The 25435-nt window shown below is 70.2% G+C and carries 13 protein-coding genes; 8 read left to right on the top strand and 5 right to left on the bottom strand.

All coding sequences use genetic code 11. The features are described from left to right. Nucleotides 1–26 precede the first annotated feature (26 nt). The 6 genes from ribH (at nt 27) to ACIQCZ_RS35390 (ending at nt 4900) form a co-directional block, all read left to right on the top strand. Nucleotides 27–512 (top strand): 6,7-dimethyl-8-ribityllumazine synthase, encoded by a 486-nt coding sequence (gene ribH, locus ACIQCZ_RS35415; RefSeq protein WP_402288903.1) that lies wholly within the window; start codon nt 27–29, stop codon nt 510–512. 35 nt (nt 513–547) lie between these two features. Beyond that, nucleotides 548–820 (top strand): phosphoribosyl-ATP diphosphatase, encoded by a 273-nt coding sequence (locus ACIQCZ_RS35410; RefSeq protein WP_073739434.1) that lies wholly within the window; start codon nt 548–550, stop codon nt 818–820. Between the two features lie 83 nt (nt 821–903). Further along, on the top strand, nt 904–1752 hold the full coding sequence (gene hisG / locus ACIQCZ_RS35405; RefSeq protein ID WP_361458207.1) for an ATP phosphoribosyltransferase: 849 nt from the start codon (nt 904–906) through the stop codon (nt 1750–1752). 34 nt (nt 1753–1786) lie between these two features. Beyond that, nucleotides 1787–2251: a PH domain-containing protein gene (locus ACIQCZ_RS35400; RefSeq protein WP_402288901.1), complete on the top strand. Its 465-nt coding sequence runs from the start codon at nt 1787–1789 to the stop codon at nt 2249–2251. 184 nt (nt 2252–2435) lie between these two features. Beyond that, entirely contained in the window at nt 2436–3806 is a 1371-nt protein-coding gene (locus ACIQCZ_RS35395; protein WP_402288899.1) for a hemolysin family protein, read from the top strand. After that, the gene (locus tag ACIQCZ_RS35390) at nt 3803–4900 is read left to right on the top strand and encodes a hemolysin family protein (RefSeq protein ID WP_402288896.1); all 1098 of its coding nucleotides are present in this window, start codon (nt 3803–3805) and stop codon (nt 4898–4900) included. The genes ACIQCZ_RS35395 and ACIQCZ_RS35390 overlap by 4 nt, the downstream gene beginning before the upstream one ends. Before the next feature lie 57 nt (nt 4901–4957). Here the strand turns inward: ACIQCZ_RS35390 and ACIQCZ_RS35385 are convergent, their stop codons facing one another. After that, nucleotides 4958–6862 carry an AAA family ATPase gene (locus ACIQCZ_RS35385; RefSeq protein ID WP_402288893.1) on the bottom strand — a complete coding sequence of 635 codons (1905 nt, stop codon included), beginning with the start codon at nt 6860–6862 and terminating at the stop codon, nt 4958–4960. Between the two features lie 360 nt (nt 6863–7222). Beyond that, on the bottom strand, nt 7223–7852 hold the full coding sequence (locus ACIQCZ_RS35380) for a uridine kinase (RefSeq protein ID WP_402288890.1): 630 nt from the start codon (nt 7850–7852) through the stop codon (nt 7223–7225). A gap of 175 nt (nt 7853–8027) precedes the next feature. Between ACIQCZ_RS35380 and ACIQCZ_RS35375 the strand changes: the two genes are divergently transcribed. Beyond that, complete coding sequence (locus ACIQCZ_RS35375; RefSeq protein WP_402288888.1) at nt 8028–9392, top strand: peptidase C39 family protein; 1365 nt, start codon at nt 8028–8030, stop codon at nt 9390–9392. A gap of 245 nt (nt 9393–9637) precedes the next feature. Continuing rightward, a complete protein-coding gene (locus ACIQCZ_RS35370) occupies nt 9638–9796 on the top strand; it encodes an SCO1431 family membrane protein (RefSeq protein WP_402288886.1) in 159 nt (52 codons plus the stop codon). A gap of 18 nt (nt 9797–9814) precedes the next feature. On the opposite strand, the gene ACIQCZ_RS35365 is transcribed toward ACIQCZ_RS35370, so the two are convergent. The 3 genes from ACIQCZ_RS35365 to ACIQCZ_RS35355 are packed head-to-tail and all read right to left on the bottom strand — an operon-like array spanning nt 9815 to nt 25418. Further along, entirely contained in the window at nt 9815–11182 is a 1368-nt protein-coding gene (locus ACIQCZ_RS35365; RefSeq protein WP_402288883.1) for a hypothetical protein, read from the bottom strand. Beyond that, nucleotides 11179–11871 (bottom strand): type VII secretion system-associated protein, encoded by a 693-nt coding sequence (locus tag ACIQCZ_RS35360; RefSeq protein WP_402288881.1) that lies wholly within the window; start codon nt 11869–11871, stop codon nt 11179–11181. The genes ACIQCZ_RS35365 and ACIQCZ_RS35360 overlap by 4 nt, the downstream gene beginning before the upstream one ends. Next, complete coding sequence (locus ACIQCZ_RS35355; RefSeq protein WP_402288878.1) at nt 11868–25418, bottom strand: hypothetical protein; 13551 nt, start codon at nt 25416–25418, stop codon at nt 11868–11870. The genes ACIQCZ_RS35360 and ACIQCZ_RS35355 overlap by 4 nt, the downstream gene beginning before the upstream one ends. Between the last annotated feature and the right edge of the window lie 17 nt (nt 25419–25435).

The following is a 25435-nucleotide window of genomic DNA, read 5'->3' as shown; positions in this document are numbered from 1 at the left end:
TCACGGAAACGAGTGGTGGGAGAGACATGAGCGGCAAGGGCGCACCCGAACTGTCCGTACGCAACTGCGGTGACCTGCGCGTGGCGGTCGTCGCCGCGCAATGGCACGAGAAGGTCATGGACGGGCTCGTCGACGGCGCCCTGCGCGCCCTGCACGAGCTGGGCATCGACGAGCCGACCCTGCTCCGGGTACCCGGCAGCTTCGAACTCCCGGTGGTCGCCAAGGTCCTCGCAGGCCGGGGCTACGACGCGATCGTCGCCCTCGGAGTGATCATCCGCGGCGGCACCCCGCACTTCGAATACGTGTCCCACGGGGTCACCAACGGTCTCACCCAGGTCGCCGTCGACACCGGAGTCCCGGTCGGCTTCGGCGTACTCACGTGCGACACCGAGGAGCAGGCGTTCGACCGGGCCGGGCTGGAAGGGTCCAACGAGGACAAGGGGCACGAAGCCGTCACCGCGGCCGTCGCCACCGCCGCCACACTGCGCACCGTCAGCGAGCCCTGGCGCTGAGTGGAGGGGGTGGACCCCGTACCCTAAGGACCATCATGGCGAACAAAACCTTTGAAGAGCTCTTCGCCGAGCTGCAGCTCAAGGCCGCCGACGGCGACCCCTCCACCTCCCGCACCGCCGAGCTGGTGGACAAGGGCGTCCATGCCATCGGCAAGAAGGTCGTCGAAGAGGCCGCCGAGGTCTGGATGGCCGCCGAGCACGAGAGCAAGGACGCCGCCGCCGAGGAGATCTCGCAGCTCCTGTACCACGTCCAGGTGATGATGGTCGCCCGCGGGATCTCGCTCGACGACGTCTACGCCCATCTCTGAGCACGGCCTTCGCACCGCACTCCGTACGACCGCACATCGCATACCCGGACAAGACTCCCTCCTCGCAAAGGAAACCTGACCTCATGCTGCGCATCGCCGTCCCCAACAAGGGTTCACTCTCCGGGCCTGCGATGGCGATGCTCCATGAGGCCGGCTACCAGCAGCGCAAGGAGTCCAAGGAACTCGTCCTCGTCGACCCCGAGAACGAGGTCGAGTTCTTCTACCTGCGGCCCCGCGACATCGCGATCTACGTCAGCTCCGGCCGCCTCGACATCGGCATCACCGGCCGGGACCTGCTGCTGGACTCCGGCGCCGACTCCGAGGAGATCCTCCAGCTCGGCTTCGCCCGCTCCACCTTCCGTTACGCCACCAAGCCCGGCACGGCCCAGGGCCCGCAGGACTTCGACGGCAAGACGATCGCCACCTCCTACGAGGGCATCGTCGCCAAGCACCTCGCCGACGTCGGTGTCAACGCCTCCGTCGTCCACCTCGACGGCGCGGTCGAGACGGCCATCGAACTCGGTGTCGCCCAGGTCATCGCCGACGTCGTGGAGACCGGCACCAGCCTGCGCAACGCCGGGCTCGAAGTCATCGGTGAGCCGATCATGAAGTCGGAGGCCGTCGTCATCCGGCGCACCGGCGCTCCGGACGACGACCCCAAGGTGCGGCAGTTCCTCCGCCGCCTCCAGGGCGTCCTGGTCGCCCGCTCCTACGTGATGATGGACTACGACTGCCGTGTCGAGCACCTGGAGCGCGCGGTCGCCCTCACCCCGGGCCTGGAGTCGCCGACCATCTCCCCGCTGCACCACGAGGGCTGGGTCGCCGTCCGTTCCATGGTCGCCGCCCGGGAGGCCCAGCGGATCATGGACGATCTGTACGACCTCGGGGCCCGCGCCATCCTCACCACCGCCATCCACGCCTGCCGCCTCTGACGGCCGGCGACCACCGGAAGACAGAAGAAACACGATGTCCGCCCCCGCGCCCCGGCCCGAACTCCCCGCACTCCCGGTCACGTTCCGGCCGACCCGAACCCGGGTGGTCCTGCTGACCGTGGGGGCGGCGATGTTCGTCGTCATCACCGTCATCGCCATGACCCTGGAACAGCTGAGCGCGGGGGAGCGGTCCAGCTTCGTCTTCACCGCGCTGCTCTTCTTCGGCGTGCTTGCGCTGCTCAGCCGCCCGAAGGTGGTCGCCCACGAGGACGGGGTGACCGTGGTCAATCTCACCCGAACGCGCCGGTTGTCCTGGGCCGAGATCCTCCGTGTCAACCTGCGCGTGGGTGACCCCTGGGTCTTTCTCGACCTGAGCGACGGGACCAGCATGCCCGCCCTCGGCATCCAGCCGGGAATCGCCAAGCAGCAGGCCATCCGCGACGCCCACACGCTCCGCGCCCTGGCCGAGAACCGCGGCACCGGTACGGACAACGGCTGAGCCCCCTGCCCCGCAGGGCCGCTTCTTGTTTACTCTGGAGGACGGCGGCGCTCCGCGCGCCCCGCCCCGCACGAGAGGTCCATGAGGCCGGCGGGGCTTTCCTGCGACCCAAGGAGTGACTCCTTCCAGCAATGGACGGATCGTCCGGTAGTACCTGCGCCGCCCCTTCCCCGGAGGCGGCGGAATGACCATCCCCCTGCTGCTGCTCGGCGCAGCGTTCCTTCTCATCCTCGCCAACGGATTCTTCGTGGCAGCCGAATTCGGGCTCGTCACGGTGGAGCGGCCGGACGCCGAGCGCGCCGCCGCGGCGGGCGACCCGCGGTCCCGCACCGTCGTCGAAGCCCTGCGTGAACTCTCCTTCCAGCTCTCCGGCACCCAGCTCGGCATCACCATCACCTCGCTGGTGGTCGGCATGCTCGCCGAACCGGCACTGGCCCAGCTGCTGGACGGCCCCCTCACCGCCACCGGTCTGCCCGACGGTGCCGTGTCCGGCATCAGCGTGGTGATCGGGATGATGGTGGCCTCCGCCGTGCAGATGGTCATCGGCGAACTCGTGCCGAAGAACTGGGCGGTCTCCCGGCCGCTCCAGGTCGCCCGGTTCGTGGCCGGCCCCCAGCACCGGTTCTCCGCGGCTCTCCGGCCGGTGATCAGCCTGCTGAACACCGTCGCCAACCGGATGGTCCGGCTGCTGGGCGTCGAACCCACCGATGAGCTGGCCTCCGCCCGCACCCCCGGGGAACTGGTCTCCCTGGCCCGCCACTCGGCCGAGGCCGGCACCCTCGAACAGGACACCGCGGATCTCTTCGTGCGGACCCTGTCGCTCGCCGGACTCACCGCTCAGCACGTCATGACCCCGCGGGTGAAGGTCAGCGCCCTGCAGTCCTCGGCGACCGCGCAGGACGTCCTCAATCTCACCCGCGCCACCGGCCTCTCCCGCTTCCCGGTCTACCGGGAGCGCATCGACGAGGTCATCGGCATGATCCACCTCAAGGACGCCCTCGCCGTGCCTGCCCAGGACCGGCTGCGCACCTCGGCCGGCCGGATCGCCGTACCGCCGCTGCTGGTGCCCGAGACCCTGCCCGTCGAACAGCTGCTCCAGCGGCTGCGCAACGAGCAACCGATCGCCGTCGTGGTCGACGAGTACGGCGGCACCGCCGGAGTGGTCACCCTTGAGGACATCATCGAGGAGCTCGTCGGCGAGGTCCGGGACGAGCACGACGCCGAAGGCGCCGACCGGCCCGAACTGGCCCCCGCCGCTCCCGAGGACGGCCGCCCGGCCTGGGACGCCGACGGCAGCTGCCGGGTCCTGACCCTGCGCCGGATAGGACTCGACGTACCCGACGGCCCGTACGAGACCGTGGCCGGACTCGTCGCCGATCTGCTGGGACGCATCCCCGCCCCCGGTGACCGGGCCGAACTGCCCGGCTGGCGGATCTCCGTCCGCCAGGTCGGCCACTACCGCGCCGAGAAGGTCCGCTTCGTACGCACGGTGGAGGCGGCCGATCCGGTGACCGCGGCCCCGCTGTCCCAGGACGCACTGGAGGCCGTGCGATGAGCCTCGTCCAACTGATCTTCGCCGGGCTTCTCGTCTTGGCGAACGGCTTCTTCGTCGGGGCCGAGTTCGCGCTCGTCTCCGTACGGCGCAGCCAGATCGAACCGCTCGCGGCGGCCGGCTCGGGCCGGGCCCGCCGGACGCTGTACGGGCTGGAGAACCTGCCGCAGATGATGGCCGCCGCCCAGTTCGGCATCACCGTCTGCTCGCTGACCCTCGGCGCCGTCGCCGAACCGACCGTGGCCCATCTGCTGGAGCCGGTCTTCCAGGCGATCCACCTGCCCGAGGGCCTCATTCATCCGCTCGGCTACGTCCTGGCGCTGGTCTTCGTGGTCTTCCTCCACCTCGTCATCGGCGAAATGGTCCCGAAGAACCTCGCGATGGCGGCGCCGGAGAAGACCGCGCTCTGGCTCAGCCCCGGCCTCGTGGGCTTCGCCCGTGCCTGCCGCCCGGTCACCTCCGCGCTGGGCGCCTGCGCCCGGCTGGTGCTCCGGCTCTTCGGCGTCGAACCGAAGGACGAGGTGGAGGCCGTCTTCACCAGCGAGCAGCTCAACCGGCTCGTCGAGGACTCCGGTCAGGCCGGGCTGCTGGAGCCCGAGGCGCAGGAGCGGCTTGAGGACGCGCTGGAGTTGGGCAGCAGGCCCGTCACCGATGTGCTGCTCAGCCGGGCCTCACTGGTGACGGTGGACCCCTCCGTCACCCCGCGCCGGATCGAGGAGCTGACCGTACGGACCGGCTACTCGCGTTTTCCCGTGTGCGCGGAGGGCGGCGGCCCGTTCATGGGCTATCTGCACGTCAAGGACGTGCTGGACCTGGAGGACGGCGAGCGGGCCGTCCCCCAGCACGTGTGGCGGCCGATGGCGACCGTGCGGGCCGAGCTGCCCCTGGACGACGCCCTGACCGTGATGCGCCGCGCGGCGACGCATCTGGCGCAGGTCGCCGACGCGTCGGGCCGGGTCCTGGGGCTGGTCGCCATGGAGGACGTGCTGGAGATGCTGGTCGGTGAGGTACGCGACCCGGCCCACCGGGTCTCCGTACCCCGCCGGACGGCGGAGACGGCCACCGGCCACGGCGAACTCACCGCAGCGGTCCGCTGACCACGCCGTGCTCCGCGATGCCGGAGGGCCGACCCCGGCCCTCCGGCATCGCCCACGTCACAGCGTCGGCGGCTCCTGCGGCCCCCGGTCCACCGGCCCACGGCCGGACAGCACCTCGCCGTACGCCTGCATCAGGTCCGGCAGCCGCAGCGTGGCCAGGTCGTCCCGGCCCGGTTCGGCCGCGTAACCGGAGAGCCGCAGGTCGCGGTAGGCGCAGCTCTTCTCGTACAGCGTGCGCAGGAACCGCCCGTTGCCCAGCTCGTCGATCCAGCCCTGCTCGACCACATGGCCGCTGATGGAGCGCAGCTCCTCCAGGGACTCCTCGTCCCACGCGTCGCCGTTCTCCGCGGCCAGCACCTCACCGATCGAGGTGAGTTCCAGCGGCCGGTAGCTCGGGAAGTCCACCCGGGTGGTGAACCGTGAGGAGAGCCCCGGATTGGTGGCCAGCAGCCGGTCCATGCCTTCCGGATAGCCCGCGAGGATGACGACGAGATGGTCCCGGTTGTCCTCCGCACGTTTGAGGAGCACCTGGAGGGCCTCGTCGCCGTACGCGTCGCCCTTGCTGTAGCCGGTGTTGGAGAGGCTGTACGCCTCGTCCACGAAGAGCACCCCGCCGAGGGCCGAGTCGATCAGCTCATTGGCCTTCACGGCGGTCTGCCCGAGGAACTCGCCCACCAGATCCGCGCGCTGGGCCTCGACGAGATGGTCGCCCCCCAGCAGGCCGAGTGCGTAGAAGACCCGGCCCAGGATGCGGGCCACCGTGGTCTTACCGGTCCCGGAAGGGCCGGAGAAGACGAAATGGCGTTTGGGCGGCTGCACGGGCAACCCCTGGCCCGCCCGCAGGCGTGCCATGTTCAGCTGCGCCGACAACGCCTTGACCTGGCGTTTGACGGGCTCCAGGCCGACCATGCGCTCCAGCTCCGCCAGCGCTTTTGCGAGCAGCACCGGATCGCTGGACCCGGCGGGGAAGGGCGCCGACGGCTGACCGGGCACCGCCGTCTTGCGCCGGGTTCCGTCGGACGGCGGCATTCCATTGCCCACGAGCCCCGGGATCTCGCCGCCGGGCCGCAGCTCCCGACCGTCCACCAGATCGGTGCCGAGCAGCGACTCCCCGTCCGGCTGCGCCTCCGCCGCGGTGTCCGTGCCCAATCCGGCCAGGGACAGGGCGGTGAGACCGGCCTCGTCGCTGCCTTCGAGACCGTCGTAGTCCGCGATCGCGGCGAGCCGTGCCGAGGTGTCCATGAACGCGGGGTCGATGCGGTGCACCGCCCGGTAGAGCGGCAGGGCGGCCGCGCTGCGGCCGGTGCCCTCGTGCGCGCGGGCCAGCCAGTAGCGCAGCTCCTTGCGCTGCGGCTGTTCGCTCCGGCAGCGCATCAGGGCGGTGGAGAGCAGCGGTTCGGCCTGTCCGTACATCTCCAGCCGCACCCGTGCCATCCCGCCGAACAGCCCCGCCTCGATGCCGAGCATCGGATCGTCGGTCAGCTGCTCGGTGTTGCGCACGAGCTGCTCCCAGTCCTTGACCAGATAGGAGCGGCAGGCGTGCAGGAAGCGCACCTGCGGGTCCGCGTCCACCGGCGGCAGGCCGGCCAGCGCGCGGTCCAGCTCGGGGACATGGCGTCCGTCCAGCCAGTGCGAGGCGTGCGCGAGGAGCAGATCGCGCGGGCTCTCCAGCACCGGTTGCACCCACCAGCCCAGCCAGTACCAGGAGTTGAGCGTGCGCCGATGGCGGGTGCGCTGCTCGCCGAAGCGGTCGCGATGACGGTACATGCGCAGCAGCGCCGTCGTGGTGTCGATCCTCAGCGCATGGAGGCCGAGCCAGCCGTCCGCCATGCCGGGATCGACCCGTACCGCAGCCCTGAACTCCTCCTCGGCCTGTGGGTAGGCGCCCATGGTGTAGGCGTCCACGCCGCGCAGCCAGGCGAGGTCGGCCGGGGCCTGTGCGCCCTGCGTGCCGATGTCCATCTGGTCCCCCACAAACCGTGCCCCCAGGATGTCCCGCCGCACGACCCGCCCGCCGAGGCGCGCCGAATCACTGGGCCACGGACGGGAATTGACCGCACCGAGAGGCATCGTACCTGCGCAGGGAGTGCGCGACTAAGAGCGTCGTAGGCAGAAGGGAGACCGTGACCGAGGGTGAGCGGAATCCGTCGAACCGGCGCAGGGGAGGGGGTGCGAGGGCAGAACGAAGCCCCCGATCACGGGGGAACAACCGGGGGCTTCGTGTTTGGGAGGGCTCCGAAAAGCCGCACATTGAGAACGTAAGACCTGTACCGCCCTCGGGTCAAGCGGAGTTGAGGTACTTCCGAGCCGATTTCCGGGCACTCAGGACAGGGGGACGACGCGCTCACGATCCGTGACGGAATGGTTCGTTCCTGCTGCCGCGCCGGGCCCCTCCAGCCACTCGTACCCCACGGGCAACTGCCGTATCAGGGCATCCGCGTGGGAGCGCGAGGGATCGGCCGAGAAATGCTCCGCCTCGGCCGCAGTCCACCCGTCCCAGAAGGCCGAAAGGGCCGGCCCGTCCCGGCGGCGGCCCCGTTCCCAGGACTCCGCGGCGGCGAGATCCATCCACAGCAGCCGCGCCAGGTGGGACCGCAGCGCCCTGCGGCCCGCTCCCACCCCTTCGATCAGGACCACCGGCGCGGGCTCCAGGGCGCGCGGCGCCGTGAACGTCCGCGCGGTCCAGTCGTACGGCGCGTAGTGCGCGCGCTCCCCGCGCGACAGCGGCCCGATCACCTGCTCCCGCAGCCGGTCCACCCAGGTGAAGAAGGACTCATGGGTGGCCAGATCGTCCAGATGCAGGACGGGGGCTCCGTCGAGCGCGGCGGCGAGGCGGGATGCGAAGGTGCTCTTCCCCGATCCCGCGTGGCCGTCGACGGCGATCAGCCGCACCGGCCCGCAGGACGGCGCCAGGGCGCGGAGCCGGGTGGCGAGGGGGGCGAGGTCGTTCATACGCCCCAGCCTACGAGCCGCTCGGAAACAAGCGCAGGTCACGCCAGTGGATCAGACCAATATTGGTTTCCTGGCATGAGGCGAATCGCTGGCCGAATCCGGCCGCGACCCGCGATAGTTGGCGCACTGTCGTGCACCCGCAACCCCATTCCGCTTACGACCGGGGGTCTCGCCCATGAACAGACTGACCTCGCGCAGGACCGTGCTGACCGCCGCGCTCGCGGCAGCGGCCACCGCCGGTACGGTGTCGTCCGGCTCCGCGCACGCCGCCGTCCCCTCCGCCGCCCCGCCCCGCGCCCCCTCGGCCGCCCCGTCCGTGGACAACCACTCCTGGCACACGTACAGGGACTGGCGCAGCGGTTCCGGCGCCGGGACACGGGCCGTCGCGGGCCGTCGCCCCGGCCTGGTGATCGGCCACGCCGAGGGGCGCACCGACTACCCGGATCCGCACACCGGCGTAACCGCCACCTGGGAGTACGCGACCTGGACCTCGCCCGTCCACCGGTCCGCCGTCCCGGCGACCGAGGTGATCGCCTCGTGGAACGCCGACACCCCGGAGGGCACCTGGATCCAGATCGAACTCCAGGGTCGCTACTCGGACGCCACCTCGACACCGTGGTACGTCATGGGCCGCTGGGCGGCGGGCGACGGCGACATCCGCCGGACGTCCGTGGACGACCAGAGCGACGGCAGGAGTTCCATCTGGACCGACACCTTCTCGGTGGACGACGCGGCCGGCGGGCTGCGGCTGGACTCCTACCGACTGCGGCTCACGCTCCACCGCACACCGGGGACCCGTCTCACCCCCACCGTGTGGCGGATCGGCGCGATGGCGTCCGACGTCCCGGACCGCTTCACCGTGCCCGCCAGCACCCCCGGCCTCACTCGGGAACTCCTGGTGCCGCGCTACTCGCAGAACATCCACGCGGGCCAGTACCCGGAGTACGACAACGGCGGCGAGGCCTGGTGCAGCCCCACCTCCTCACAGATGATCATCGAGTACTGGGGACGGCGGCCCACCGCCGAGGACCTCGCCTGGGTGGAGCCGGGGCTGGCCGACCCGCAGGTCTGTCACGCCGCCCGGTTCACGTACGACTACCAGTACGAGGGCTGCGGCAACTGGCCGTTCAACGCCGCGTACGCGGCGACGTACCACGGCATGAGCGCGGCCGTGACCCGGCTCGGCTCGCTGACGGACCTGGAGACGCTGATCCGGGCCGGCATTCCGGCCATAACGTCACAGTCCTTCCTGAAGCAGGAGCTCACCGGCGCGGGCTACGGGACCTCCGGCCATCTGATGACCGTGATCGGGTTCACCGCGGACGGTGACGTGATCGCGAACGACCCGGCCTCGCCGAACGACGAGGCCGTGCGCCGGGTCTACAAGCGCCGGGAGTGGGAGAACATCTGGCTCCGCACCAAGCGCTACGACGCGAACGGCAAGGTCAGAAGCGGTACGGGTGGTGTCTGCTATCTCTACTGGCCCGCTCGTCCGACACCGGCTCAGCGCCGGGTTCTGAGGTCGTTCGGCCTGCTGTGAGCCGGGACGGCGTGGGCGCCGCGATCTCGGCGGTGGTGTGGTTTGCGCCACAAGCGGCGTCCGCGGCCCGTCCTTTCCGGCGTACCCGCCACCGGTCCCGGAGCGGGATCCGGCCGTCCGTCGGCGTCCACCGACACGGAGCGGGGCCCCGGGGCGGTGACGGACGTCTCTACCCCCGGGGCCCGTGTTTCCGGCACAGTGGTCGGGTCCTCGGGGGACACCCACCGCCGACCGAGCGAGATGCCATGACCGCGACTGCTGCCGAAGCCGCCACCGCCCCTGTCACCCGCCGCCGTGCGCGGACCGGCGGTCCCGCGGACGGACCGAAGCTCCTGGAGACCGTGCTGGGCTGGATCCTCGTCGTGGTGATCGCCGTGTTCGTCACCAGGGCCGGCCTCATGTGAGAAGCCGGCCCCGGTGGGTCAGGACCGGCAGGTCACCTTCATCTGGGCGGCTGCGTGGTGGGCCTTCTCCCAGCCGTCGGACCAGTCGTCACCCCGGTCGAGCAGCTTCACTCCGATCGTGGCGCCCTTCATGGCGAAGGTGCCCGCATCGACCCACTGGCCGCGGTGAGCCACCTGGTTGATCCTGAAACTGCTGTACTTGGTCGTACGGTCGTTGGCGTTCACCAGCACGTGATACGTCGTGGGGTGCCCGCCCACATTCAGGATGGTGCCGCTGTTCGGGATGAAGACGGAGATCTGACAGGTACGGGCCTTCGTGCCGGGGTTCCACCACCACTTGACGCGGGCGTCGTGATCCTGGTCGGTGTCGCCGGACATGGGGACGGCGGAGTAGCTCCCGTTGCAGCCGTTGCCCGTCCAGCCGCCGGAGGAACGGGTGTTCCAGCCGTTGCTGCCGTCGCTGTAGTAGCCGTCCTGCTGGAAGCCGCCGCCGGCGGGGGTGGGGCAGCCATGACCGGCCACGCCGGTATAGACCACGGTCGACTGCGGCGCGGTCTTCTGCGTGGTGCCGGTCGATGCGCTGCCGCTCCCGCTCCCGGTCGCGGTCGTCTTTCCGCTCGTGGTCGTCTTCCCGGTCGTGGAAGTCTTCCCGGTCGTCCTTCCGCCCTCGTCCGGCTTCCGGTCGGTGGCGTCGGCTCCCGCGGTGCCCCCGCCCTCGTTGATCGGTCCGGATCGGTGCGCACCGTCGACGGAGGGGCCGCCGTCCTCCTTGACGCCCTTGCCGACCGGTGAGTGCTTGCTCCGGTCCTCGCGGGGCGAGGGCACCGCGGACGCGAACGCGCCGGGTATGTCCCCCGTGCCGGAGCCGAGAACGGTACCGGGTGCCTCGCTGTTGCCCGTGGCGCGCTTGCCGTCGTCGCCCCCGCCCGCGTGGACCAGGAACGGGACCGTCACCAGCAGGACCCCGGCGATGGCGGCGCCCGCGAGGAGCGCCTTGTTCGGCCGGCCGGCCTTGTCGGGAGCCTTGGTGGCGGCGGTGGCGGTGGCGGTGGTCTCCGCTTCGGCTTCGGATTCGGATTCGGCGGTGGCGGTCTCCGCTTCGGCGGTGGCCGGGGTTTCGGCGGTGGCGGACTGCGTGGTCGCGGGCTCGCTCCCGGCTTCCTTCTCGCCCTCCTGCCCCGTTTCCTTCTCCGCCTTCTTCCCGGCCCGCTTCCCCGCCTCGGCGCCGCCCGTCGTCGTGCTCGCGGCCTCGGACGCGGCCGTTCCCTCCGCGGGAGCGGCGGGAGCGGTCCGTACCGAGGTCTCGCCCGATCCGGTGGCCTCGGCGGTGGCAGGGACCTCCGCCTCGGAGGCGGCCGCGGTCTTTTCGTTCCTGGACGTGGTCATGGGGTCCTCTGGGTGACGGGACTGGTGGGGGCGGTGCTGGGGGGCTCGGCGGAACTCGCGGCAGGGGAGGACCCGGTGGGGACAACGGCGTCGAGCACCTGCCGCGCGTCGAGCAACAGACGAGCGGGGCCTGCGGGATTGACGGAGATGCGGCCGTCGGCGGGGGCGATGAGCCGGACCAGTTCGGCGACAGCGACCGTATCGTGTGCCAGCGCGCCTTCGAACACCTGGTGGGGTGCCGAGGTGAAGACCGGTACCGCGGGTTCCCCGTCCTCCCCGGCGACGGTCAGCGGACCGCCGTCGGGTGCCCGAAGCACCGTCACTTCCGCGTCGGCCAGAGCCGTTACGGCGTCACCCAGGAGTCCGTACCCGGTGACGGCCAGTTGTACGGCGGCGTCCACCGGGTCGGTGGGCTCCGCCCAGCCGAGGGTCGGCGGCGACGGCCGGTAGTTGTCATTGGGCCGCCACTCCACGACCTCGCCGTCGGGCCCGGAACGCCACTCCCCGGCCACCGCCCAGGGGGGCGGCGGGGCCGGATCGGTCCAGCCGGGGTCGACGACGCCGAGCCAGTGGTCGGGCGCCTGCCGGGCCGCCTCGCGGATGTGGTCCGGGACCGGCGGCAGCGGCGATCCGTCCGGCCGCACCCGGGACTCCGGTTCGTGACCCGGCTCATCGCTCCGGTCCGTCATGACGCACCGAGCAGATAGTCGACGATCTTCTTCACGTCCTCGGTCATGAATCCCTTTTCCAGGTCCTTCAGTTCCTTCGGCTTCTCGGCGCGCGGCCCGGGATACCCGAAGACGAACGGAGGTCGCTCCACGTTCCAGCCGAGTTCCGAGCCGTCCGTCTGCGACGCACGCTTCCCGACGAGATATTTGCCGGTGCGGGTGGGGGGTTCGTGGACAATGATGCGCTCGTATCCGATGGATATCGATTTCGGCAGATGTGCTCTCTTCGAGTTCGCGTCGTGCCATTTCTCCATCCGTGCGCCGCCGCTGCTGCCGGGTTCCTCCAGGTAGCGGACCTCGTGTCCGGACAGTGCCATCGCCTCAAGGTTTCCGCTGCGGAACCCGAGGTGCCGCAGAGGAGCGCTGTTGCGGTGCAGATATTCGTAGAGCCGCATCTGTCCGATACGGGTGTCACCGCCCCAGGCGGCGTGCGAGGCCGACGCGTCCTCCCAGAAATGGGTGAGGTTGTGGACATCGAGTCCCTGTGCGCGCATCTTCCGCACGGAATCCACGTACTTGCCCTGGTGCCGGGGGTCCGCGTACGCATCGCCCGCGATGATGACCAGCGGGTTCCTGCCCTGCTCCGCCGCCTGCCGCCGTATTCCCTCCAGGAGCTGAGTCATGCCCGTGTAGCTGGTGTCGTGCTCGCTGTGGATGTCGCCCTTCTTTCCGCTGAAGCGCGACCAGAGGACGATCGTCTCGCGGTCCTCGGACACCTCGATGTCCCGGTTCCGGAGCCAGGTCTCCACGGCTGTCCGGTCGGTTTCGGAGAAGTGGTCGTCGTTCAGCTTCCAGGCGGCGCGGATCCGGTCGCGTATGTCTTCGTCGAAATTCTCGCCGATCCACGTCGTGCCGGATCCGACCGGAATGACGTGGGCGTCGAGCTTCTTGTTGGAGAGATTCCTGCTTTCGGGGAACCTGATCCTGAACTGCTCCTGCACGACCTTCTTTCCCGCCTTCACGGAATCGGTCCGGAAGAGGAGGACACGGTCGGGCGAGATACCGCTTCGGATGAGGAAATCCCGGATGGCGGGGCCCTTGTCCCTCGGGTCGTGCCCCTCCGCACCGCGCTCGGGCCCGGTGACGATCAGGCAGTACCGCTCGGGGTCGCCGATGAGCATGGCAGCGATGCCGAACTGGTCGCCGGTCGCGTAGCCCGGCATCCACACCATGGTGGGCGGCGTGGACGGCGTGGGCGGGGGAGACGAGGACGTCGACGGCTGCGGATCCGATCCGGGGCCGTGTTCGTGCTTGCCGATGCTGTTCAGACCCTCCAGTACGCCGGGGCGGTCCCGGAGGAGATCCGCGTTGCGCCGGAGCAGGGCGCGCACCTGGACGTCCTTGATGTCCAGGTCCGCGATCTTCACCTTCGCACCCAGGGCGAGGGTGGCGCTCACGCCCGTGTTCGCGGTGAGCAGGGGCCTGCCCTCCCTGCCGAGGCGGCGCACCTGCGCATCCCCGACCTCGATGTCCCTGAGTCCGTGCTCGTCCAGGAACCGGCTCAGCGGGTCCGGCGTGCTCGGGTCGTCGTCGGCGCTCTCGCTGATCACTCCGGTGGTCGTCTCCTCGGCAGGGCCGACCGGTGGTCTGGGCCGGGCCGTCAGGAAGTCCGAGCCGCGTCGGAACAGCGTCACCACGGGCCTGTTCCGCTCGTCGGCCAGGGAGTCCGGGTCCGACGGGGCGTAGGTGCGGGACGTACCGTCCTCGTTCACCACGACGATCGTGATCCCGCGCCCGTCCGCGGCGAGCCGGATCGCGGTCTGCGTCGTCCCGTCGTTCCAGCGGCGTTCCTCCAGCAGGTCCTTTCCGACGGACTCGGGCAGCGAGCGGTTCGCGACCAGGGCGGTGGCGGTGCCCGTCGGGCTCGGGGGGAGTGCCTGGGCCAGGGCCGACCAGAAGCCGTGACCGGTACCGCTGCCGGGGCCGGTCGGCGCGACGAGATCATGGACGATGCCGGAGGGGTCGGTGAGCGTCATCGCGCGGGCGTCGACGATGTGGCCCGATCGGTCCGGCTCATCGGTGGCTCGGCGCTTCCACGGCGGAGTCGTCCAGGAAGGCCGCGGCGGCGTGGCCTCCTTCGGAGTGACGGAGGCCTTCGTGACGGGTGCGACCGGTGCGGGCAGCGGCGGACCGTCCCCCGCCGGGGGCACGCCGTCGAGCGCCGCCCACCGGTAGTGCCTGTCCTTGAGGAACAGCACGATGTGCGGTGCCGCGGAGTCCGAGTCCGTGGGTGGGGCGAACTCCTGGAAGGTGCCGTCGTCGCGCACGACGGTGACCCGGGCCCGGAAGGTGCGCGCCGCGAGCGCGGGCAGCAGGTCCGCGGCACCGTGGTCCCAGCCGCTGTTGCCGGCGGCGGCACCGGGCCGCTTCAGCTGGGCGGCGGCGAGGGCCGCGCGCTCCCGCGGATCCGGCAGCGTCGCGTACAACGGGATCCTGCCGAGCTTCTCGAACTCCCGCCCCTCGGGGGAGTCCTGGGCGAACCGAGGCCCGCCGGACTCCAACTCCTCCTGCGTGAAGGTGTCCGGCCGGTCGGGCAGGACGAATTTCAGCAGACTGCGATTGCGCGGGTGCTGGACCGCACCGGCCATGAGCGCGCGCAGTCCGGTGACGAGCGACGCCCGGTCGGTCGCCTGCACCTGGTCGCTCAGCGACGTGGGGGCGGTGTGGTGCAGCGACTCCGCCAGCGCGTGGTAGAAACCGTCGCCGTCCTCGGGCACGTCGTTCAGGACGTAGGTCTCCCCGGTGGGGGAGACGAGGGTGGCCGGACCGAAGTCGGCACCTGCGGTCTCGTCCGTGTCCGTGTCGAAGGCCGTACCGGTGTACTTGGGAACCGGAGGTCGTGCCTGCTCCTCGGCCGTGGCGGGCGGCTCGTAGGTCACCGCCTCGGGTGCGGTCAGGCCCTCGCGCCTGTCGGCGGGCAGCCGGTGCCAGCGCGTCAGCCGGTCGGCCGCGGCCCGGATCCGGTGGAACTCGGCGGCCGCCTCGTCCGCCGTGGCCAGCAGATCCGCCAGGGCGGTCACCCGCCGGTCGCGTTCCGCCACGTCGGCGGGCCGGTCGCGCAATGCCTTCCTGGCCGCTTTCAACTTCGCGTTCAGTGCGGCGAGTTCCTCGGCGGTGGCGAGGTCGTGCGGTGAGCGGTCGCCCGCGGTGCCCGGCTGGGCGAGGCCCGTGTACCCGGCCAGCGACCGGGCCCTGCGGACATCGGCCCGCTCCCGTTCGAGCCGGTTGATCTCGTTCCGCATCTCGGTCAGGGAGGGAATCTCGCTGATCTCGCGCCGCGCCGCCCAGTACTTCTTGTCGGCGTCGACCCAGGCACCGGTCGCGTCCTTCACCGCCGTCCAGGCGTCGGAGACCGACTCGGGGAAGGAGTCGTCGCCGATGAGCCCGTACTGCCGTGCCACGTCCTCGCGCACCCAGGCCAGCACGTGCGTCTCGAACTCGACGGCCTGGGGGCCCGGCTTGGTGTAGCCGAACGGACCGAGGGCCCTGCCCATCCACGCGCCGGCGGAGCTGTCCTTGAAGCTGCGCTCCACCTCGGCCACGCCCAGCCAGGCGGTGGGGATCGAGAACAGGAAGGACCGGCCCGTCCTGGGCTTCACGTTGAACTGCGAGCCGGTGGCGTCGGTGGCCTTGTTGCCGGTGCCCTCACCGGCGTTGATGCCGTTCCCGGCGGGCGCGGGCCCGGTGGAACCCGCCGCCGGGGTCGCCAGGTTCGGCTGGAGCCCGAGCGTCGACGACTCGGTGCCGCCGAGCGTGATCGTGGTGTCGGACCCCTCCGTGTAGCGCTCCGGGCTCTCCATGGTGCTCTCGGGCGCCACGGTCAGAAGAGTCGCCCGGTCGAGGTGGGGCTTGGAGTACAGGCGGTAGCTGCCGTTGGCACCCCCGGCGAAGGTGTTCTCGGACAGCCCGGCCACCACGTACCCGTCCTCGTCGGTGCTGTCGCCGAAGAACGCCGCGAGCTGGGTGGGCTGAAGGCCGTCGGTCACCGCCTGGGCGGCGGCCGTGCCCGGCCGGACCAGACCGGATCGGCGGGCTTTGCCCACGGCCGTGACCAGCGGCGCGCCGGTGTACTTCTCGGCGTCGGGCAGTCCGGTGCCGTACGCCTTGGCGATGGCGAGGTCCGCGGCCTGGCGCATGGTGGGCAGATTGGTGACACGACGGACGTGGAACCCGTTGGACGGAAGCGAGAACGGGCGGGTCGTACCGTCGGGCTGTTTCGTCGACTGCCAGGCGGCGACGGACTCCGGGGTGACCGCGGCGGACGGCCAGAACGTGACCTCCGGGACCGGATCGACCACCTCCGGATCGCCGAGGTCATCGGGTTCGCCGAGGTCATCAGGTCCGTCCGGTGCGTCCTCGTGCTGGATCCGGGGGGCGGACAGGCTCAGCGGCACCTGCTCGCGCAGTGTCCCCGCGTCGCCCGACTCCTCGATGCTGCTCCCGTCACCGAAGTCGAGGGTGAGCCGGATCCGGTAGGGCGTGAGGAAGTCCGCGTACGGCTCGTTCGGATAGAAGGTGAAGCCCTTCAGACGGGTGATCGAGGTGGTGACCGAGGTCTGCTGGGACGAGTTGCCCGACTCACTGTACGAGGGGGTGACGGCCGTGGCTTTCTCGTTCCCGGTGCGGATCCCCTCGGACACCGAGACGCCGAGCGCCTTCGACACGCCCTTGGTCTGCGCCACGTCGATCGTCTCGGCGGCGGCCAGATTGTCCTGGAACGTGGCGCTGTGGTCGAGCCCGTCGAACTTCGGCTCTCCCGGGATCAGCTCCATCCGCAGTACGGCGTCCCGGGAGCCGATCCTGACCGGTCCGAGACCCAGCCGGTGCACCCGGCCCCGTGCGGTCATGCCGGCGGGAGAGGCCATCTGCTGTCGCAGCGCGAGCAGCGCGCGCGGAGTGACGAGGGAACGGACCCGCTCCCGGCTCACCGAGTCGACCTTCGCCGCTTTCATGCTCCGGTCGAAGGCGCTCAACGCCGCGGTGGGATCGAGGGAGTTGACGGGAAACGAGCCGAACGGATTGCGTCGCAGCCAATTCGGCAGATACCAGGGCGACTTCGTGTAGAGCGGCACCTCGCCGAGGCCGTCATTGACCAGCCCCAGCCGATGTGCGGCCTTCTCCGGTACGTGGGCGAGCAGGTCGGAGCCGAACATGAGCTGCCGACCACGCCGGGACAGCCGGGTCAGGTGCGTCAGCTTGTCCAGCGGAGCGAGGAGTCCGTCGGGGGCCGAGGCGACGGCGATCTCGTGCACCGTGTCGGCGGACACCAGATACTTGCGGCTCTCGTCGTCCCGGTCGATCTCGGCCGTGACCGTGCGGTTGACGGTGTCCGCCTGCGCCCTGGCCCGCGCCCAGCGGGCCTGCAGCCCGTACGCGCCGGCGAGCGAAGGGCCCACCGGATGGCTGCGGGTGAGCGAGAAGACGCCGCTGACAGTGAAGACACGGGTGGTGACGACCGCGTGCGACACCTGGATGTCGCTGCCGACGGTCTGCTCGGTCTCGATGCCGATCGACTCCGACACGACCACCGGATTGCGTGCCTGCGTCCGGTGGACCAGTTCGCCGACGCGGTTCAGATAGGGGCCGGAGCCGAAGAGCCCGGTCGTACGCGCGCCCGTCTTCGCGGACGACTGGTCGAACGCCGACGTCAGGTACTGCGACTGGAACTGGCGCACCATGGCGTCGTGCGCCGCCGAGCCGGTCCGGGCGAAGTGCCACGAATCGCCGGATGCCTGAGCCATCAGTTCTTCGGCGGTCCGCGCGAGTTCGTCATGGCCCGCGACGCTGATGAGCTGGTACGGCAGATCACCGAAGGGGCTCAGTTCGTGTCCCTCGGCCAGACCGTCCGGATTCCCGGTCAGCAGGGCCAGCGTCCGCTGATCGGACAGGGCAGTGGTGACAGGCGGTTCGGCGACCGGCTCGACCGGCTCGGTGCGCGGGCTGTGCTCGTCCGGCACGTTGAGCAGAACATGTCCGGTGATGGGCTGTCCCGCCGTGCCTCCGATGAGATCGCGGCTCTTCTCCACCCGGACGAACGGTCCCGTGCCGAGAACCCCCAGCGAGCCGATGCCCCGCAGCATGCCGCGGAACCGCCAGTAGCCGCCGCTCTTCACGGTCAGCTTCAACCGGTACCCGAACACGTGCGACGGCGAGGCACTCGCGTGCAGTGACTCGTACGAAGCCGTGGCACCCGACCCGGTGCGCCGGCCCTTCTGCCGTGTCCAGCGGAATCCGGCCTGCACGGCGCCGGCGTTCATCGGCATGCCGCTGGAGTCCTTGACGGAGTCGCGTACGGCCAGGCTGACGTCGAAGCCCCCCTCCTTCGTCCTGACCACGTTCTCCGAGCCGTCGAGCCGCTCCGAGCCCGCGGCACTGGTGCGCAGAATCAGATCGTCGCGCGTCCCCACGTACTGGCGGCCGGCCAGCTCGCCGTCGATCCAGATCCACCGCTTCGCCCGCGTGGCGCGGTGCGGGTCGGTCAATCCGATCCGTATGCCCGTGGTGACCAGCGTCTCCAGCCTGCCGGCCATGCTGTGGTGATTGAGCGTATTGACGAGCGTGAGCGTGTTCTGCAGCGCGATCCGGTAGTGCGTGCTGCCGCGCCACCGGCTGTGCTCGGGGTCGCCGAAGTGCTCCAGCGGAGCGACCATGCCGGGGTAGGCCTGTGCGATCGCCTCGATCGTGCGGTCCGTGAACGTGTCCAGGAAGTTCCGGTCCGGGACCGGACCCGGGCGCTCCTGGCCGTTGGACATCTCGTGCTCGTGCAGGAACGTCTCGGCGCGACTCATCCCCAGCGTGATGGGATTCCTGTCGGTCAGATAGGGCGGCGCGAAGGGTTCCTCGGTGTCCCGGCGCAGCGTGGACCCGTCGTCCCACTTGGCGAGCCTGCGGGCCTCCGCCCGCGTCATCCGGTCCAGGCTCCACGTGGTGATCGACTTGGTCTCGGACGTTCCGACCATGCGCACCCGCACCGTCTTCGGCACCAGATACAGATCGGTCGGCACCTTCTTGGCCCGCCCGACTGTCTTCCTGCTCCCGGAGCCGCCGAACACGACGGTGCGCGTGGCGCTGCGCCCGTACCGGCCGAAGAGTCCCGCCATGGCCCGCAGCCCGGCGGGCGGTCCGAAGAACGAGGTGATGTCGAAACTGGGACCGAGGATCGCCTGGAGCTCCTGGCTCGTCGTCCGCGACAGGCTCCGGTCGTTCTTGATCACCTGCTGGAGGGTGTTGCGCAGCTCGGCGAGGGTCGTCTCGGAGAGCAGCAGCGCTTTGCCGGGCACCACCCGGTCGATGACGAACGCGCCGAGCGGTGTCGCGGACCTGTCCTCCTTGAAAAGTGGTTGACCGGTGACCCTGCCCTTGGCCATCCGGTCCGCCATCCGATGGAAGTTCTCGGAGCTGAAGAACCTGGTCAGTTCGGCATGGGTGGAGCTGCCCGGCTCGGCGCCCGTGACGCCGACGGCCCACTCCAGGAGCCCTTGTACGGGACCGAAACCTTCGGTGTGCACGTTCCGGTAGTCGGACGACGCGTCCAGTTCCATCGTCGGCGGCGCGTGCAGGGAGGTGCTCTTCGTGGTGAGGCTGTCGGAGATCCTGACCAGCAGACCGTGGCGGACGCCGAACGTGCTCCGTTCCGTGGATGCGTCGGGCTTGGTGAGGTCCTCGGTCCACACCTCGTACTGCACGTCGTCCAGATACAGATGGGACTCGTCGGCCAGCCGGGTCTCGACCTGGCTGAGGGTCTGGTCCTGCGTGTTGTACTCATAGGTGCGCTGGCTGCCGAAGGCGGCCCCGACCCTGCCGTAGGCGGCGACCCCGCCGGGCGGCCCGACCGGCAGGCTCGCCGCCAACTGCCGTGCGGTGGAGACGGACTTCGTGCCGCCCGTCGTGATCTGACTGCGCTGGACCTGGTCGACCTTCACCGGGTTGCCCTCGGGGTCGGTGAACCGTTCCCAGGCGTTGTGCGGCCGCTGGACGACGCGCAGGACGCGCTTTCGCCCGTCCGCGTCCTCGAAGGCGGGCGAGGTCCAGCCGTCGCCGTGGAACACCTGCGGGGTCAGGTGCAGCGCCTTGTCGAGCGCGGTGAGGGGATGCCTCGGTCCGGGTGGGCCGGGCGGCAGACGCAGTCCGGTACGGCCCGCGATCTCGCCGACCGCCAGGTCGACACCGCGGAGGGTGACGTGGCTCTGGCCGTAGGTACTCCCCGAATCGGGCTTCTCTCCGTCTCCGGTCAGATAGGTGGGGAGCTCGCTGCCGTTCTCGAAGACCACAGGGCTTCCGACGGGGGGCGGCGACGGCATGTCGGGGACCACCCGCGCCGGACGGTGGAGGTCGAGCTCGTCGGCGAAGGGGAGAGGCGTCCCGGCGGACGGGGACGGGGTCGTCCTGGCGGAGGGAGGCTCGGGGGCGGGGCCGGTGACCGAATCCTCCGGGGCCGAGTCCGAGTCGGGCTCCGGGTTCGGGACCGTCGTGGGCGCGGGGAGGGTGAGGGAGAGCAGTTCGGCGTAACGCTCCTTGAGGCCGGCGAGACCCTGGTCCCCGTCGGGCCGCGACAGGTCGACCAGCTCCATCACGGAGCCGCGAGACGTTCCTTCCACCGGACCGGTCCGTCCGCCCGTCCGCGGGGGAGCCGTGGAGTCCGCCGCGGGTGCCGCGGCCACGTCGTGACTGATCCGGCGCAGAAGCTCGGGGGTCATCCGTCCGTTCCGGTACGGCGCCCAGAACGCGTCACCACCGAACCGTGCGGAGTCCAGCTCGGCCAGGGATCTCAGCAGGTCGGGGTAGCGGGGTGAGCGTTCGACTTCGATGCCGAACGTCCCCCGCAGCGTACGGACCAGTTGCAGGGTCCGGGTCCGGGCCCAGGGATCGAGCGGCTGCGTCCCCTCGTGCAGCCCCGCCGCGGCGGCGAGCCCGGTGAGCGTCGCGCCGGTCGGTTCGGGGTGGAGGGCCACCCACGAGCCCGGCGTGCCCTGCTCGTCGAGGTAGAGAATCGGCTCCACGCGGCCGTTCACGAGCGCGGTGCCGGCGTCCGTGGTGGGCGCGTACACGACCCGTCCGGTCAGGTTGGCCACATGTTGTGCGGCGGACAGGCCGCCGTGCGTGGGGGCGCCGCCCGTGGAGCAGGAGTACAGCACGATCGGTTGGCCCTGCGGCCCGAGTTCCTGGGTACGGAGCAGGTAACGGCCCAGCTCCTTGCCGGTGACCGGGACCTTCGTACCGTCGGTGCGCGTCAGGGTGATCCGGGTTGGCGTGCCGTGCGCGGCGAAGAAAGAGACCTTCCGGCCCTTCCACGGCACGGTGTGGCGGTCGCGGAGGACGGCGGCCTTGTGACGGTGGTGGTCGCGGTAGGTGTCCGCGCCGACGACGGTGGGGAAACGGTTCGAGCGCTGCTTCCAGTCGCTGTCCGAGTGCGAGGCGGAGCCCACCTGTCCGTTCTCGGCGTCGACCAGGAGCTGACGCACGAGATCGCTGTCGGACACCGTGCTGTCGTCCAGCCCCAGGACGGACGAGGCGGGCCGGGTGACGATACGGGGCCGGGCGTGGGGCTGCGCAGCGGTGACCGGTTGCGAGGTGCCGGCGACAGGAACGGATTCGATCTCGGACTCGGCGCCGCTGTCGAGCAGACTTCCGAAGGTCTCGCCGCCGAAGTCGTCGTCGGAAGCGGCGGCTGTGTCGTCGAGGAGGGAGCCGATGGTCCCGAAGCCGGCGTCGGACGATCCGGGTTCGTCGTCCAGCAGCGATCCGAAGTTCCCGAACTCTTCGTCGGATTCTGATTCGGTCTGCACCGGGCCGGCCGTCGAGATCACCTGCACCGGAGTCGGCGACTTCATGGGCGCGGGAGTGACCGCCGACACCTTTCCCTGCTGATCCCGGTCCTGGGTCCGGAGCAGCGTCGGCGCCTGGGACCGGACCGGGGGCCGGAGAGTCTCCCGGGACTCCGTGACCACCGGGGACGGCGCCGCGGTTCGTTTCGGCTGCACGGGTACAGGCAGTGGCTGACGGCTTGTCAGGACGACCCGCAGGGCCTGGAGCGTCTGATCGTTGTACGGGTCGCGAGCCCTGGACCTCAGATCCTGGTAGTACGCGTACAGCGCCGAACCCGGATCGCGCATGTCCCTGAGGGCGTCGGTGATGATCGCCGTCTGCCGGGCACTCGGAGTCACCGAGTAGCCCTCGGTCTCTTCGCGTACGGATTCGAGATGCTGTTCGTGCCGCGCCCGCACCAAGGCCCGCAGCCGTTCCACCTGGGCGGGCGTGATGTGGATCGGCGGGGGCGGGGTCACCGTGCGCTTGTCCTCGGCCTCGTACGCGAGCATGGCGTCGAGGCCGCTGGAACCCCGCAGGGTCCCGGCGACCTGGGCCGGTTCCAGGACGTCGTACCTACGTTTCCGGTCGGGGTTCCTGGAACCGTCGTCCCTGGCGAGAAGCCGGGCCATCTCGTCCTGGGTCAGCTTCAGGTTCGCCGGGCCGTCCTCGGCCGGCGGCAGGGCCTTGAGAACCGACAGAGCGGTCGTCGTACGTTCGGCCCGTGGCCAGCCGTCCGTGAATTCGAGCTCCTCACCCCACTCGGTGTAGTGGGTGACCGCGTCGGTGACCTTCTGCAGGCGGTCCGCCTGATCCGGCTCGAAGGAGTCGTACGGGGTGTGCTTGGTGACCGCCGACAGGTACGGGCGCCCGAGAAGCTGCATCAGGTTGCTGGTGTTGGCACCCTCGACGACGGCGGGCAGGTCGCCCAGCCGGAAGATCTGCCGGAACACGTCCTGGGGCAGCTTGTCTCCGTCCACGACTAGGACGTGGTCCGGACCGAGACCGCTCAGCTTCTCGCCCAGACGCTCATCACCCAGTGTCGTGGTGTGCAGCCAGCCCCGCTCGTACTTCCTGGCGCCCTCCACCGCCACCGCACCGAACGTCAGGATCACCGACGGCTTGCCCAGCCGGGCGTCGTGGATGCCCTGCGCCAAGGAGCTGAGCGACGAGGCACGCGCCTGCGGTTCCAGGTTGTGCAGCCCGTACACCGGCATCAGGTCGACGGCGCCGTTGCGGACGGCCTCGGCCAGGGCCTTGAGACCCGCCGCGCGTTGCGGGGGAGCGATGTCCTCGTGCTGGTCGATCAGCCGGTTCAGTGCGTCGCCGGTCAACAGTGGCGTGGGGAAGTTGAACAGCGCCTTCGCCGGTACGGTCCGGTCCGGTGCGCTGTCGGTGTCCGCGCCGCTCCCGCTCGGTTCCAGATCCGTCACCGTGACCGCCGACGCGGCGTTCTGCCGGGAGTACAGAAGCCGGTGCGAGGTCTCCCAGGCGTACGGCTTCAGAATGACGGCCCGGTCCGTGTCCATGAAGTCGAGGAACTTGCGGGCGATGTCGGGTTCCCCCGAGAGCCGGTCGCTCGCCGCCACGAGGACGAGCTGCCTGTCACCGGTCCGGGGACCGGATCCGGCGGAGTGGGAGGGGAACGGAGCGATCTGCGTGCCGTGGCTGAGGTCGAAGGTGCCCGTCAGCCATTGGACACGCTGCCTGAGGTCCTCGTTGAGCAGCAGTTCGAGCCGCTTCTGGACGCCGGCGTCGGCGACGGCCGTGATGGGGCCCGTGTATCCGAGCGCGTTGAGGGAGTCCATCAGCATGGTCGCGGCGGCCTGGTGGCCGAAGTTGGCGGCGTCGTCGACATAGATGACGACACCCTCGTCCAGTTCGTGGAGCCGGCTGAGCAGGTCCCTGCGCAGATTGACCTCGTCGAGCGTGGGAGGTGGTGTGCCGCGCTCCTCGCCGATCCGGTCGAGCAGGTGCTGCTGCTCGTCGGTGAGGGAGACGATGTCCTGACCCGGATCACCGGGAGACTTGTCGAAGAGTTGCTTCCACACCTCGTGTTCAGGGGTCGGCGAGGTCTGCCCGGAGGGCGGGGAGAAGTTGCTCGGGCCCTGCTGGGAGGGCGGGGTGGTGTCCCCCTGAGTGAGGACATCGCTGCTGGACTCGGTGTCGGTGTCGGTGTCGGTGTCGCGGGCGGTCTCGTCGGTGCTGGCTGCGTCGTTGTGCTCGCTGTCGTTCTCGTTGGTGGCGTCGTCCTTGTCCACGACGTGGTCGGACCGGATGTCGCCCTGGTGCCCGCTGTTGTGAGCGGCTCCGGGCCGCCCGGTGGAACCGGGTTGTTGGGCGGACGCAGGGTCGTGCTCGGTTGCCTGCTCGGTCTCGTGCTCGCTGTTGTTCTCCGGGGGAGTGTCCGTTTCGGGACCGTCGAGCGTGTTCGGATCCGGCGACTGCTGTGTGGAACTCGTCGGTGGGCGTGTCGAGCCGTTGGGGTTCGACGGGGCCGGGACGGGGGAGTTCCCGGTCCTCTCCTCGTCGTGCTGGTCGTTCCCGCCGTCCGGGCCGGGCTTGAGGTCATGGGCCGGATCGGACACGGTGGTCGTTCTCGACGTCGCGCCCGTGCCGGCGCCGGTGCCGGTCTTCGTACTCGTCCCGGCTCCGGATCCGGTCCCCGTGCTGTCGGCCGAGCCCCCACTGCTCGACGTAGTCACCTTCATCCCGGTGAAGTTGTTCCTCACCCAGGTGCCTGGCTTGGACGCACTGTGGCTGAGCGCCGATTCCGCCTTGCTGCTGATTCCGGAACCGAGGAACGTGTCCCAGGTCGTGGTCCAGTTCCCGGTCGTGAGCCCGCCCGCCACGACCTCCGCGACGGACTCCGAGCCACCGGAGACCAGGAAATCCTTGGCGTCGTTCAGCGCCGTGTTGCCCCAGTTCTTCGTCCGGCTCGGATCGGGAGCCTTGCCGGTCACGTCCTTGGCAAGGTTCTTGACCGGGACCGGCCCCGCTCCCGTGACGTTCTTGAGGAGTTTCCCGAGCCCGGACGAGAACGCGCCGTGAAAGAACCCCGCGAAGCCGCCGAAGACGCCGTCCTGTGCGATGGCCTTCCAGTCGAACCCTTTGGGCCGCCGCCCGTCGGGCCCCGCCACCATCATGGCGAGACGTACCGCGAACGTCTGGAACGCCTCCTCGAACGCCTCGCTCAGGCTCGGCATCAGATGCGTACGCTTCAGCAGTGTGTCCAGCACCGTGAGCACCACCACCCGGCTGCGGGCCTTCGCCACGGCGGCGTCGCTCGCCGAGGTTCCCGCGGAGAAGAACGACATCACGAAGATGATCAGCAGTTCGATCAACAGCCGGATCAGCTCGGCGATGATCTGCCACTTGGACTCGGTGATGTTCATCGACGTCTCGGTGCGCCCGTCGCCGATGTTCTTCAACTGATCGGAGAAGTCGCGCAGATGGTTGGTTCCACCGTTGTCGATGAAGAGCTTCATCGACTGCAGATAGTGCGCACCGACCTGGGGCGGCAGCGACCGGCTGATCCCGACGACCGACTGCTCGATGTCGGAGGACAGGTCCGTGAGACGGTCCGCGAGCCGGTGGTACGGACGCCGGCTCGCGTACGCGAGATCCTCGTCGGCCTGGAGCAGCCGTTCACCGATGAGCACGAACAGGAGATTGTTCAGCTCGGGCGACGCCTTGATCGACATGGGGCCGTGCTCTCTGC

It is taken from the genome of Streptomyces sp. NPDC093149 (assembly GCF_044754145.1).
Lineage (GTDB): Bacteria > Actinomycetota > Actinomycetes > Streptomycetales > Streptomycetaceae > Streptomyces.
Note: the sequence above shows the minus strand (reverse complement) of the source record. Positions and strands in the feature narration are given on the sequence as shown.